The organism is Streptomyces sp. DSM 110735 (assembly GCF_016482685.1).
Taxonomy (GTDB): domain Bacteria; phylum Actinomycetota; class Actinomycetes; order Streptomycetales; family Streptomycetaceae; genus Streptomyces.
Genome location: NZ_JACYHF010000001.1, coordinates 144121 through 156099 on the forward strand (window position 1 = coordinate 144121; position 11979 = coordinate 156099).

The window sequence follows — 11979 nt, forward strand, 5'->3', positions numbered from 1 at the left end:
GCCTACTCCGTGAACATGCTGATCAGGTGGTACGGCGTGTCCTCGCCCAGCATCTCGCGGAGGTCCACCCCGTCGAGCGCGGCGGCGGCGCTGCGCGGGAACAGCTCCCGCTCGTACGCGGTGAGCGCCCCCTCCACGTCCCCGGGGTGCGCGGCGATCGCCTTGCCGAGTTCGGCGCCGTCGAACAGGGCGAGGTTGGCGCCCTCGCCGTTCGGCGCCGTGAGGTGGGCGGCGTCGCCGAGGAGCGTGACGCCCGGTACCCGGTCCCAGCGGTGCTCGGAGGGCAGCGCGTGGATCTGGCGCGGCACCGGCGCGGTGTCGCCGTCGGCGATCAGCGCGGTGAGCCGCGGAGCCCAGTCGTCGAACTCGTGTGCGATACGCGTAAGCGCGGCGCCGGAGTCGGAGAAGTCGATCCCCTCGACCCAGTCGCGCGACCGGACGAGCATCACCCAGGTGTGCAGGTTGCCGTCCCGCTCCCGGTGCACCAGAACCCCCTTGCCCGGCGCGAGGACCATCGTGGACCCGTCGCAGACGAGCTTCGCGCTCTCCGGGTGCCGGGTGTCGGCGTCGAGCAGATAGGTCTCCACAAAGGAGACGCCGGTGTACTCGGGCGTCGCGCCGGACAGCAGCGGACGCACCCGCGACCACGCGCCGTCCGCGCCCACGAGCAGCTCCGTCTCGACGGTCGTGCCGTCCGCGAACGCCACCTCGTGACGCCCGCCGCCGAGCCCGCGGACCCCGGTGACCTTGTGCCCCCACCGCACGGTGCCGGACGGCAGCGAGTCGAGCAGCATCCGCCGCAGCTCGCCGCGCGGGACCTCGGGGTTGGTGCCCGTGCCGTCGTCGGGCAGGTCGAGCAGGATCTCGCCCTCCCGGCTCAGGACGCGCGTCGCCTGGCGCCCCTCCAGGATGAGCGCGCGGAACTCGTCATGGAGACCGGCGTCGCGCAGCGCGGGCTGACCGTTGTAGTCGCGGATGTCGAGGAGTCCGCCCTGGGCGCGTGCCTGAGGGGAGGACTCCGCCTCGTAGACGGTGGAGGTGATGCCGTGGAGGTGCAGCACGCGGGCGAGCGTGAGACCGCCGAGTCCCGCGCCGATGATCGTGACGTGAATGCTCATGACCCCAAGCTCGCAAGCCCGCCCGACAAAGCCCCGACACACCGCCGACAGCCGCCCGCGCCCGCCGACAAGGCGACGACACTGTCCGTGAACACCCGCTGTCGCCACAGGACTTGGAGCCCCCGATGACCGTCCGCCGAGTCGTCCCCGTCATCCACTCGGAGTCCCTCCGGGAGAGCCGCGACTTCTACGGCAGCCTCGGCTTCGAGGAGGTCATGAACCACGGCTGGATCCTCACCCTCGCCTCCCCGGCGCACCCGGCGGCGCAGGTGAGCGTGCTGACCGAGGACGCGACCGCGCCCGTCGTCCCGGACCTCAGCGTGGAGGTGGACGACGTGGACGCGGCGTACGCGGCGATGCGCGAACAGGGCGCCGAGATCCTGCACCCCCTCCAGGACGAGCCCTGGGGAGTGCGCCGCTTCTTCGTCCGCGACCCGAACGGGCGGGTGGTCAACGTCCTGAGCCACCGACGGACCCCGGACGCCTGACGCCCCGCCCGGGGAGCCCTACCCCTCGCCCGACCGGGGGATGGTGTCCCCGATGACGGCGGCGAGCCGCTGGAGCTGGGCGGCGAGGGCGTGGCGTTCCTCGGGGGTGAAGCGGGACAGCGCCTCGGTCTGGCGGGCGCGCAGCTCCGTCCGCATGGCGGCGAGGCGGTCGGCGCCGTCGGGGGTGAGGCGGATCAGGACCTGGCGTTCGTCGTGCGGGGAGCGCTGCCGGGTGACCACGCCCGCCGTTTCGAGCTGCTTGAGCATCCGGGTGGCGGTCGGGACGCTGACCTCGGCGGTGGCGGCGAGCCTGCCGACCGGCAGCCCCTCGCCCCGGGCGTCGTCCGCCAGCGGCTCCAGCAGGGTGAGCTGCGCCATGGACAGCCCGGTCCCGGCGCGCCCCATGGTCGCCGCCCGCGAGCGGCGCATGGCGTAGAACAGCCGGTCGGCGGCGTGCGCCAGCTCCCTGATGCCCGCCTCGTCCGTCACCTCGCCCGGCGTCCACCTCGGCGACGACGCCGACGCCCGCGACCTGGCGCGCGCGGTCAACGAGTACGGCGCCGAGGTCGTCAAGGACCACCCCGACCGCTTCGGTCACTTCGCCAGCGTCCCGCTGCCCGACGTGGACGCGGCGGTCGCGGAGGCGGTGTACGCGCTCGACGTCCTGGGCGCCGACGGCGTGGTCCTGATGTCCAACGCCCACGGCAAGTACCTCGGCGACGCGGACTTCGAGCCGCTGTGGGCGGAGCTGGACCGCCGGTCGGCGAACGTCTTCGTCCACCCCGCGCAGCCCCCGATGACGCTGCTGCCCGGCACGCCCGCGCCGCTCGCGGACTACGTCTTCGACACCACCCGCACGGCGCTGAACATGGTGCTCAACGGCGTCATGGACCGCTACCGCAACGTCCGCGTGATCCTGTCCCACGGCGGCGGATTCCTCCCCTACGCCGCCTACCGCTTCTCCGGTCTGACCGCCACGGTCGTGGACCCGGAGCGCGACGCGGAGGACATCGTCCGCGCCCTGAAGCGGTTCTACTTCGACACCGCCCTGTCCGCGAGCCCCTCCGCGCTGCCGTCCCTGCTCGCCTTCGCCGAGCCCGGTCACGTGCTCTACGGCAGCGACTGGCCGTTCGCGCCGACGGAGGCGGGCTCCTACTACAACCACTTCCTGGAGACCTACCCGGACTTCGCGCCGGGTCAGGCGGCGGCGGTCAACCGGGGCAACGCGGAAGCGCTGTTCCCGCGCCTGACCCGCTGACCGCCGCCCCTCAGGCGAGGCGGGGGAGGATCCGCCGGGCGTTGCCGTGGTTGAAGGCGGTCTTCTGCTCGTCCGTGAGACCGCTGTGGTCGTCCAGCAGATGGTTGAACGCGGCGGCGACGGGGGCGGGGGCGTAGGGGAAGTCGCTGCCGAAGAGGATGCGTTCGTGGTCGGCGAAGGCGAGGAAGCTGGGGAAGGCGTCCGGTCCCGAGGACAGGGCGGTGTCCCAGTAGAACAGCTTGAACTTCGCCAGCAGTTCCTCGGTGCTGGGACCCTCCGGGTGGAGCGCCGGCTGGATCTCGCAGAACCGCATCACGGCGTACGGGACGAAACCGCCCGCGTGCGACAGGATGATCTTCGTGTCCGGGTATCTGTCCAGGACCCCGGCGAACACCATCTGCACGGCGTTGCGGGTGGTGTCGAAGGGGTAGTCCACGAGGGGACCGGGGACGTCCGGGAGCAGGGGGATGAGGGGGTGCCCCGGGTGGATGAACACGACGGCACCCCGGCGGTCGAGCGCGTCCCAGAGCGGGGCGTACTTCGGGTCCCCCAGGTAGGCACCCTCGTAGTTGCTCAGCAGTACGACTCCGTCGGCGCCCAGCTCGTCCAGCGCATACTCCGCCTCGGCTACGGCGCCCTCCACGTCCGGCAGCGGCACGGTGGCGAAGTTCCCGAACCGTCCCGGATGCGTGGTGACCGTCTCCGCGACGAACTCGTTCACCCTGCGCGCCATGTCCCGGCGACCCTGACCCTCCCAGCCGACGACACTCGGCGCGGTGAGCGACAGGACGCTGGTGGCGATCTGCTGGTCGTCCATGTAGGCGAGGTGCGCCTCCGGGCTCCACGCGGGGGTGGTCCACCCGGAGGGGTCTCCCCCGTGGCTGGGCAGCGCCTCGCCCCAGAACGGGGGCACCACATGCGTATGCACATCGATCCGGTCAGCCTTGGCCACGGGTAACTCCCTTGCCGCCCCAGGGTCAGATGCCATCTGGAACGTAACCCGCGACCTGGACCCCCGCCATCGCAGCGCGCCCGACCCCGGACCGAACCCGGAGATCCCGAAGGACCCTCCGCACGGACCCCGCCCCCTTGACCTCCACGCATTACGCTTGTCCACCCGCGACACCCGACGCGCCCCGACCTGCGAGGAGCTTTCCTTGGCCTGCGACCTGTGGCTGGTCCCCCTCGTGGACGTGCTGTGCCACGCCCCGGACAACCCCTTCGCCGAGGAACTCGCGCACTACAACAGCGCGCTGACCGACGCCGGACTCCCCTCCGTGCCGGTCTTCCCCTACATGCCGGGACTGTCGGGCGACGTCGCCCCCGTCGCCGGTTTCGACTACGACGCCCTGCACTTCCTGCGCCGCGTCTACCTGCTCCAGGTCTGCGGTCTGCCCCTCACTCCCGTGGATGAACTCGGCGGCGACTACGAGCAGTTGCTGGAGATGTTCGAGTCCACCGCCCAGCAGTCCCACCTGGTGTGGCACTACGACCACGCGGGTGCGTACGTCCCCGTGGACTTCCCGCACCCGCTGTCGAACGACGAACTCCTCGCGGGCGGCGGTCCCCTGGGCTCCACCCACGCCCTCCTGCGCGAGCTGGAGCACATCGGTCCCGCCCTCGGCATCGACCCCGCCAACCCGCCCGCCGCACCCCAACCCCCCTCGGCACCCACCGAGTTGGAAGAAGCAGCCGCCCCCGCGCCCTACGACCCCAGCCCCTTCGCCCGCGAACGGCACGTCTGGCTCGGTCTGCACGCCGCCGCCACGCGCTCCCTCGCGCAGGGCTCGATGATCGTCTTCAGCTAAGCGCGTCAGGGCTGTTGAGCAGGGCGGTCCGCAGCAGCATCGTGTGCACGAACCGGTCGACCGCCGTCGGTGGAAACCGCCAACTCAGTGGCCAGGTCGGTCCGTTCAGCGCGGGCACCGGGATGTAGCTCACCCGGAACGGTCCGCTCGTCAGCCGGGTGACCTCCGGCGGCCACGCGTGATGCGCCGTACTCCCCGCCTCCACGAGGAAGTACACGCTCCGGCGCCCGCTCCCCGACTCCACCACCGGACCCGGATCACCGCCCGTCATCCGCGCCAACCGGTCGGCGATCCGCCGCCCCGGTTCGCCGTCCAGCCGGACCGCGTCGAACTGAACCCCCGCCTTGCGGAGGTGGATGCCGCTGGTGGGCAGCCATTGGATCGCCAGGTGACTTTGCGTATTCATGGGGACAGTGTCAGTGGCGGGCGCTACGGTTTTCCATGACTCTCCGTCGATACCTCGAAACAGTCGGGCACGGGCGGTGAGGCATGGTGACCGGTTGAGTTCGGTTGAGTCCGGGGGTGACCGCAATGGCGCGGGCAGCAAATAAGGCGGCGGCGAGTGGGACGGCGCGTATGATCGCCACTTTCGCAAAGGCTCGGCGTGAACAGTTGGGGCTGACCCAGGAGGAGTTGGGCCGCCTCATCGGCTACACCGCGTCAGCGATCAGCGCGATGGAGACGTGCGCGCAGCCCGCCAGCGACAAGATGCTGATGGAACTTGAGCGAGTGCTCGGGGACGGTATGGGCATCTTCGAGATGGCCCGCAAGTTCATTCTGATGGACAAGTACCCGGCACAGTTCCAGGACTTCGCCCTCATGGAGGCGGAGGCGGTCTCTCTGTCGTCGTACCAGACGTACGTGATCGACGGCCTGTTCCAGACGCCCGACTATGCGCGGGCGCTGATCGGCGGCAACTTCCCCAAGCCCAACGATGCCAAGCTGGAGGAGCTGGTCGAGGCTCACGTCGCTCGTAGGAGTCTGTTCGATCGGGAGCCCGCCGCCATGATCGAGCTGATCCTCGATGAGACGGCCCTGAAGCGGCCGTTCGGTAACTGGGAGATCCACAGCGCGCAGTTGCATTCGCTCGCGGAGGACGCCGAGCGGGACAATGTGAGTGTCCAAGTGATCAAGCATGACCGGGGGTTGAAGGGAAGCCACGCAGGAGCAGCGGGCAACATGGTGCTGGTCGAGACTATGGAACACCACCATGTGGTTTATCTGGAGAGCCAGGAGCAGAGTCAGTTGGTGAGCGACCCCGTAACTGTGGCGCAACTCAGCCACCGGTATGCGAAGATCCGCACACAGGCTCTGAGCCCGGAGGACTCGGTGAGCCTCATTCGAAAGTTGGCGGGAGAAGAGCGAACATGACCAGCACCCTGCGGTGGTTCAAGTCGAGCTACAGCGACAGCACGGGCGGCCAGTGCGTCGAAGCCGCCTACACCTGGTGCAAGTCCTCGTACAGCGACAGCAGTGGTGGCCATTGCGTTGAGGTCGCCACCTGCCCCCACGACATCCACGTCCGCGACTCCAAGGTCCCCGACGGTCCCCACCTCACCCTCTCCACCACCGCCTGGACCTCGTTCCTCACGGGCGCCCGACGAGCCTGATCACCGGCGGCCAGAGAACCCCCGCCCCCATCAACAGGGACGGACCCAGATGCACCGGGCACACCGCCAGCGGCGCCCGTCCCTGCCGCGCCACCTCGAAGACCGCGGGGTCCACACAGTCGGGACCCCCGGCCGAGGGCGCCTCACCGCCGTACGGTCCCCGGCACCGCGCACCCCGCTCGCCGCTCATACTCCGATCGCACCCCGCCGGACGGCACCCCGCACGCGGCGGACGGCCAGCAGAGTGACCGTACGACGAGCCGCACGGGGCAGACACGGAGCGTAGCCCTACCGTGCCGCCATGAATGCAAAGCGTTACCAAAGGCACACGGTGCTGGGCGTGGTCGCCCTCGCCGTGGCCCTGCTCACGCTGGCGGCGGCGGGAGCGTCTGCCGCCGCGCAGCGCGCCGGGACGATGCTGACGGTGAGGTTCACCAACAACAGCGACCGCGATCTGACGCTCGGACCCAACAGCTACAACGGATGCCCCGCGGCTCTGCCGGAGCGCATCAACGCGGGCGCCACCGCGAGCTGGAGCCTCGACGCCTGCGGCGACCCGCGCGGGAACTTCGGGACCGTCAGTTTCAACATCTACCGGGAGCCCAACCGCACCCAGATCACCTGGGACGCACCCGTCGTCGGCGACGCCACCTACACCCAGTCGGCGCCGTCCGGCTATGTGATCAGCCGCAGCGGCGGTCAGGGAATCAACCCGACCGTCGACTTCACCTTCGACTGCAACTCCACGACCTGCGACGGCATCCCCGACGCCTGGAAGCGCAACGGCATCTACATCAACCCGGCCAACGGCAGCGCCCACACCGCGCCGGGTCCGGGACTGCAGTTCGTCAACCTGCCCGCGATGGGAGCCACGGTCGACAAGCCGGACATCTTCGTCCAGCTCGACTGGATGGCGAACGACAACCACAGCCACGCGCTCGCCCCCGCGGCGATCAAGCAGGTGGTCGACGCCTTCGCGAACGCGCCCTACTCACGGCACTCGCCCACCACCGGCATCAACCTGCACGTGGACGCGGGTCCGGACAGCATCATGAACTTCGCGGACAACACGACCTGGGGCACCCTGAGCAAGGCACGCCCGCTCACGGAGCAGACCAACCTGGGCACGTCGGTGAACGGCATGTACCAGTGGAACGCCTTCAACACGATCAAGAACCAGACCGGCGGCTTCACCAGCACCGGACGGGCGCCGATCTTCCACTACGCCATCTCCGCCCACAACCTCGAGTCCGGCAGCAGCTCCAGCGGCATCGCCCCCACCCCGGGCAGTGACCTCATCGTCAGCCTGGGCAGCTTCGCGAACCAGGTCGGCACGGTCGCCGAGCAGGCGGGCACCCTCCTGCACGAGCTGGGTCACAACCTCAACCTGGAGCACGGCGGCGACCAGAACGTCAACAACAAGCCGCAGTACTTCAGCTCGATGAACTACCTGTACCAGTTCGGTCTGACCTCCGGCACCACCAGCGGACTCACCGACCTCTCCCGCCAGAACACCTCGCTGGACGAGAACAGCCTGGACGAGCGGTCGTACCCCACGAGCAGCGGGAACTACGACGTCCGGCACTGGTGCCCGGGCAGCAACGGCGGCTCGTTCGTCATGGTCCCCGCCGCGGACGGGCAGGTCGACTGGAACTGCAACGGCTTGATCGAGACGACGCCGGTCTCCTTCGACGTCAACAACGACGGGCAGCGCACGACGCTCACCGGTTTCAACGACTGGAACAACGTCCTGCTCCGCGTCGGCGCGGTCGGGCGCACCGAGGCGTCGGGCGACGTACCGCCGCCGACCCGCGAGGACGAGCTGACCCCGAGCGACGCCGAGCTGAACCTCCCGCTGGACACCGAGCCGCCGGTCACCAAGGCACGCGTCGCGGCATGCTCCGCCGGATACGGTGCCCGCCCCTCGGACGTGTGCGTCACCCTGACCGCCAAGGACCGCATCTCCGGCGTGGCCAGGACCGAGTACCGGCTCGACAACGGCAAGTGGAAGAAGTACACCTCCCCCGTCACGGTGCACGGCAAGGGCAAGCACGTGCTGAAGTTCCGTTCGGTGGACTACGCGCAGAACCTTGAGAAGACGCGGTCGGTCACCGTCGACGTCAAGCGCCCCTGACCCGGGAGCGCGCAGGAAAAAAGGGGCTCGCACCGGTCGGTCGGTGCGAGCCCCTTTCCCTTGTCGCCTTACAGGTGTCCCCTTACCGGGGTCCCCTTACAGGAACGAGTTGATCTCGATCGTCTCGTCGCGACCCGGACCGACACCGATCGCGGAGATCGGCGCGCCGGACATCTCCTCCAGCGCCTTCACGTAGTTCTGCGCGTTCTTCGGCAGGTCGGAGAAGGACTTCGCCTTGGTGATGTCCTCGGACCAGCCCGGCAGCGTCTCGTAGACCGGCTTCGCGTGGTGGAAGTCGCTCTGGGAGTACGGGAGTTCCTCGACGCGCTTGCCGTCGATCTCGTACGCCACGCAGACCGGGATCTCCTCCCAGCCGGTGAGCACGTCCAGCTTGGTGAGGAAGAAGTCGGTGAGACCGTTGACGCGCGTGGCGTAGCGGGCGATCACCGCGTCGAACCAGCCGCAGCGACGGTCGCGACCGGTGGTCACACCGCGCTCGCCACCGATGCGGCGCAGCGCCTCGCCGTCCGCGTCGAACAGCTCGGTCGGGAACGGACCGGAGCCGACGCGGGTCGTGTACGCCTTGAGGATGCCGATGACGCGGCTGATCTTCGTCGGACCGACGCCGGAGCCGGTGCAGGCGCCGCCGGCGGTCGGGTTGGAGGAGGTGACGAAGGGGTACGTGCCGTGGTCGATGTCGAGCAGGGTGCCCTGACCGCCCTCGAACAGCACGACCTTGTCGTCCTCCAGCGCCTGGTTGAGCACCAGGACGGTGTCGGCGACGAACGGCTTGATCTGCTCCGCGTAGCCCAGCAGCTCCTCGACGACCTGCTCGGCGGCGATGGCGCGGCGGTTGTAGAGCTTGGTGAGCATCTGGTTCTTGACGTCGAGCGCGGCTTCCACCTTCTGGAGGAGGATCGACTCGTCGTAGAGGTCCTGGACGCGGATGCCGACGCGGTTGATCTTGTCGGCGTAGGTCGGACCGATGCCGCGACCCGTGGTGCCGATCTTGCGCTTGCCGAGGAAGCGCTCGGAGACCTTGTCCATCGTCACGTTGTAGGGCGTGATGATGTGCGCGTTTCCGCTGATGAGGAGCTTCGACGTGTCGACGCCGCGCTCGTTCAGACCGCTCAGCTCGGAGAGCAGGACCGAGGGATCGACGACGACACCGTTGCCGATGACCGGCGTACAGGTGGGTGAGAGGATTCCGGAAGGGAGGAGGTGGAGCGCGTACTTCTGGTCGCCCACGACGACCGTGTGGCCGGCGTTGTTGCCGCCCTGGTAGCGCACTACATAATCCACCGAGCCACCGAGCAGGTCGGTCGCCTTCCCCTTGCCTTCGTCACCCCACTGAGCACCGAGCAGCACAAGTGCGGGCACGCGCGTACACCCCTTCCGGGCGGGGCATGTCCAAGGTCGGGGGCGTGGGCGCGAGGTTTGATCGCCTCGTCGCCGCGTACCGCCGCGACCGTCGTTGGCCGCACAACCCGTCGGACCGGATGCCCCGGAATAGACGAAGCCCCTGGCGCAATAGCGCAAGGGGCTCTTGCACAAAGATGCTACCCGAGGAAGCGAGGCAGGACCGAGGTGGCGACTTCCGCGACGTCCGATCAGCTCCTGGTGATCATCGACCCGGCGGCACGGCAGGGGGACGGGGAGTCCGTTCGGATAGCGAAAGACGTGCTCAGCGCGGGTGCGGCGGCGAAGGTGTGCCTGCCGGACTCTCCCGAGGAATTCGCCCGAGCGCTCGGCAGACGGGGGTCCCGTCGCCCGGTCGTGATCGGGGACGACGCGGCGCTGGTGCGGGCGGTCGGTCTGCTCCACCGGCACCGGGAGCTGGCGGACTGCGCGCTGTCGGTGGTCCCGGTGGGACCGGCTTCGCTCGCCGGGGCGCTGGGGGTGCCGCTGGGCGCGGTCGCGGCGGCGCGGGCGGTCCTGGAGGGCGGGGAGCGGCGCCTGGACCTCCTGGTGGACGACAGCGACGGGGTCGTCCTCGGCTGCCTGGGCATCCCGCCGACCTCCGTCCGCGCCCTGACCCCGGAACCGGTCGGCGCCCCCGCCCACCACCACCCCTGGCTCCGCTCCACCTACCGCACCCTGGTCCGCACGCTGGGCTCCCGCCCGGCGCGGCTCCGGGTGGATCTCGACGGGGAGACGGTGACGGACCTCGACCGTCCCGTGGAGGCGGTCTCGGTGACACCCTCCGGGCACGGTGTCGCCTCGGTCGAGATACACCCGTTCGCCTTCGCGGACTCCACCGCCTCCGTCGTCACCTCCGCCCGCACGATCACGGTGACCGGGGAGGACTTCCACTACCGCGCGGACGCGGTGACCTCCGGTCCGGTGCGGAGGAGGACATGGCGGGTGGCGGAGGGGGCTTGGGGGTTGGTGGTGCCTCGGGGGTGAGGGGGTTGGGGGGAGGGGGGTGGTTGGGGGGTGCGGTTTGGGGTGGGTGCGGTCTGGGGGACGCGGTCTAGGGGCGCAGGTTGAGGCGGGCGCGGGGCGAGGCGGGCGCGAGGCGGGCGCGGGGCGAGGCGGGCGCGAGGCGAGGCGGGGGCTGTTTGAGGGGGGTGGGGGCGGAAACTCGGGCGTCCTTCGGTTCCGTTCCTCGGGCGCGGGAGGCAGTCGTGAGCAACAGCCCCTTGCAGGGTCGCACCGTGGTGGTGACCGGGGCGGCGCGTGGGCTGGGGGCGGCGCTCGCGCGGGACGTCGCGGCGCGGGGGGCGCGGGTCGCGCTGCTCGGACTGGAGGGGGAGCGGCTGGCGATGGTCGCGGCGGGGCTGCCGGTGCCCGCGCTGGCGGTCGAGGTGGACGTCACCGATCCGCTCGCGCTGGAGCAGGCGGCGTCCGAGGTGCGCGGCGAGCTGGGTCCGCCGTCCGTCGTCGTCGCCAACGCGGGGATCGCGGAGGGCGGTCCGTTCCTCACGTCCGACCCCGAGTCGTGGCGCCGGGTGATCGACGTGAACCTCGTCGGCAGCGCCAACACCGCCCGGGCGTTCCTGACCGACCTGACGGCAACGGCCGGGTACTACCTCCAGGTGGCGTCCCTCGCCGCCTTCGGCACCGCGCCCATGATGAGCGCCTACTGCGCCTCCAAGGCGGGCGTGGAGTCCTTCGCGCACGCTCTCCAGGCGGAGGTCGCCCACGAGGGCGTCGCCGTCGGCATCGCCTACATCAACTGGACCGACACCGACATGACCCACGACGCCGACCACTACCCCGTCCTGCGCGCCCTGAAGTCCAACATGCCGCTCCCCGCCCGCAAGGTCTATCCGGCACCCCTCGTCGCCGCCCGCCTGGTCGACGCCGTCGAACGCCGCCGCACCGCCGTCTACGTCCCCGCCTGGCTCCGCCTCGCCCAGATCCTCCGCGCCACCCTCCCACCCCTCGTCCTCCGCCGCGCCCGCCACACCCTCCCCACCCTCCAGTCCTCCCCCACCCCGCTCACGGCGACGGGGGTGCTCGGCGGCGGGGGACGGGCGGACGAGGTCCGCCGGACGGGTCCCTAGGGGACGTGCTCCCGCCGGGGGTCAACTTGGGGTTCCGGCTGGCGTCACCGGGCG

General features: G+C 70.3%; 13 protein-coding genes. 8 read left to right on the plus strand and 5 right to left on the minus strand.

Going from position 1 to position 11979, the window contains the following annotated elements:
• Nucleotides 1–2 precede the first annotated feature (2 nt).
• Nucleotides 3–1118: an NAD(P)/FAD-dependent oxidoreductase gene (locus IF655_RS00620; protein ID WP_199581402.1), complete on the minus strand. Its 1116-nt coding sequence runs from the start codon at nucleotides 1116–1118 to the stop codon at nucleotides 3–5.
• 125 nt (nucleotides 1119–1243) lie between these two features.
• On the opposite strand from IF655_RS00620, the gene IF655_RS00625 reads away from it, so the two are divergent.
• Complete coding sequence (locus tag IF655_RS00625; protein WP_199581403.1) at nucleotides 1244–1606, plus strand: VOC family protein; 363 nt, start codon at nucleotides 1244–1246, stop codon at nucleotides 1604–1606.
• 18 nt (nucleotides 1607–1624) lie between these two features.
• Here the strand turns inward: IF655_RS00625 and IF655_RS00630 are convergent, their stop codons facing one another.
• Nucleotides 1625–2035, minus strand: coding sequence for a MarR family winged helix-turn-helix transcriptional regulator (locus IF655_RS00630; protein WP_199581843.1), 411 nt, complete (start codon nucleotides 2033–2035; stop codon nucleotides 1625–1627).
• Between the two features lie 40 nt (nucleotides 2036–2075).
• Here IF655_RS00630 and IF655_RS00635 point away from each other — a divergent pair, with 40 nt between their 5' ends.
• A complete protein-coding gene (locus IF655_RS00635) occupies nucleotides 2076–2864 on the plus strand; it encodes an amidohydrolase family protein (protein ID WP_199581404.1) in 789 nt (262 codons plus the stop codon).
• A gap of 10 nt (nucleotides 2865–2874) precedes the next feature.
• Here IF655_RS00635 and IF655_RS00640 read toward each other — a convergent pair whose 3' ends face one another.
• On the minus strand, nucleotides 2875–3816 hold the full coding sequence (locus IF655_RS00640; protein ID WP_307814832.1) for an amidohydrolase family protein: 942 nt from the start codon (nucleotides 3814–3816) through the stop codon (nucleotides 2875–2877).
• Between the two features lie 205 nt (nucleotides 3817–4021).
• On the opposite strand from IF655_RS00640, the gene IF655_RS00645 reads away from it, so the two are divergent.
• Nucleotides 4022–4672, plus strand: a complete 651-nt coding sequence (locus tag IF655_RS00645; RefSeq protein WP_199581406.1) for a hypothetical protein — start codon at nucleotides 4022–4024, stop codon at nucleotides 4670–4672.
• Here the strand turns inward: IF655_RS00645 and IF655_RS00650 are convergent.
• Nucleotides 4665–5078 (minus strand): hypothetical protein, encoded by a 414-nt coding sequence (locus IF655_RS00650; protein WP_199581407.1) that lies wholly within the window; start codon nucleotides 5076–5078, stop codon nucleotides 4665–4667. The two genes, IF655_RS00645 and IF655_RS00650, sit on opposite strands and share 8 nt — an antisense overlap.
• Nucleotides 5079–5248: 170 nt before the next feature.
• Between IF655_RS00650 and IF655_RS00655 the strand changes: the two genes are divergently transcribed.
• The 3 genes from IF655_RS00655 to IF655_RS00665 all read left to right on the plus strand — a co-directional run bounded on the left by IF655_RS00655 (nucleotide 5249) and on the right by IF655_RS00665 (nucleotide 8416).
• A complete protein-coding gene (locus IF655_RS00655) occupies nucleotides 5249–6043 on the plus strand; it encodes a helix-turn-helix transcriptional regulator (protein ID WP_242488475.1) in 795 nt (264 codons plus the stop codon).
• Complete coding sequence (locus IF655_RS00660) at nucleotides 6040–6282, plus strand: DUF397 domain-containing protein (protein ID WP_199581408.1); 243 nt, start codon at nucleotides 6040–6042, stop codon at nucleotides 6280–6282. The genes IF655_RS00655 and IF655_RS00660 overlap by 4 nt, the downstream gene beginning before the upstream one ends.
• Nucleotides 6283–6583: 301 nt before the next feature.
• Nucleotides 6584–8416, plus strand: coding sequence for an OmpL47-type beta-barrel domain-containing protein (locus IF655_RS00665; RefSeq protein ID WP_199581409.1), 1833 nt, complete (start codon nucleotides 6584–6586; stop codon nucleotides 8414–8416).
• A 96-nt stretch (nucleotides 8417–8512) separates the two neighbouring features.
• Here the strand turns inward: IF655_RS00665 and IF655_RS00670 are convergent, their stop codons facing one another.
• Nucleotides 8513–9796: an adenylosuccinate synthase gene (locus IF655_RS00670; RefSeq protein WP_199581410.1), complete on the minus strand. Its 1284-nt coding sequence runs from the start codon at nucleotides 9794–9796 to the stop codon at nucleotides 8513–8515.
• 207 nt (nucleotides 9797–10003) lie between these two features.
• Between IF655_RS00670 and IF655_RS00675 the strand changes: the two genes are divergently transcribed.
• Nucleotides 10004–10822, plus strand: coding sequence for a diacylglycerol kinase (locus IF655_RS00675; RefSeq protein WP_199581411.1), 819 nt, complete (start codon nucleotides 10004–10006; stop codon nucleotides 10820–10822).
• 221 nt (nucleotides 10823–11043) lie between these two features.
• Complete coding sequence (locus tag IF655_RS00680) at nucleotides 11044–11925, plus strand: SDR family oxidoreductase (protein WP_199581412.1); 882 nt, start codon at nucleotides 11044–11046, stop codon at nucleotides 11923–11925.
• Nucleotides 11926–11979 lie beyond the last annotated feature (54 nt).

Coding starts and splice junctions, on each gene's coding strand:
- IF655_RS00620 (WP_199581402.1), bottom strand. CDS start 1,118: ATGAGCATTCACGTCACGATCATCGGCGCGGGACTCGGCGGTCTCACG.
- IF655_RS00625 (WP_199581403.1), top strand. CDS start 1,244: ATGACCGTCCGCCGAGTCGTCCCCGTCATCCACTCGGAGTCCCTCCGG.
- IF655_RS00630 (WP_199581843.1), bottom strand. CDS start 2,035: ATGCGCCGCTCGCGGGCGGCGACCATGGGGCGCGCCGGGACCGGGCTG.
- IF655_RS00635 (WP_199581404.1), top strand. CDS start 2,076: ATGCCCGCCTCGTCCGTCACCTCGCCCGGCGTCCACCTCGGCGACGAC.
- IF655_RS00650 (WP_199581407.1), bottom strand. CDS start 5,078: ATGAATACGCAAAGTCACCTGGCGATCCAATGGCTGCCCACCAGCGGC.
- IF655_RS00655 (WP_242488475.1), top strand. CDS start 5,249: ATGATCGCCACTTTCGCAAAGGCTCGGCGTGAACAGTTGGGGCTGACC.
- IF655_RS00660 (WP_199581408.1), top strand. CDS start 6,040: ATGACCAGCACCCTGCGGTGGTTCAAGTCGAGCTACAGCGACAGCACG.
- IF655_RS00665 (WP_199581409.1), top strand. CDS start 6,584: ATGAATGCAAAGCGTTACCAAAGGCACACGGTGCTGGGCGTGGTCGCC.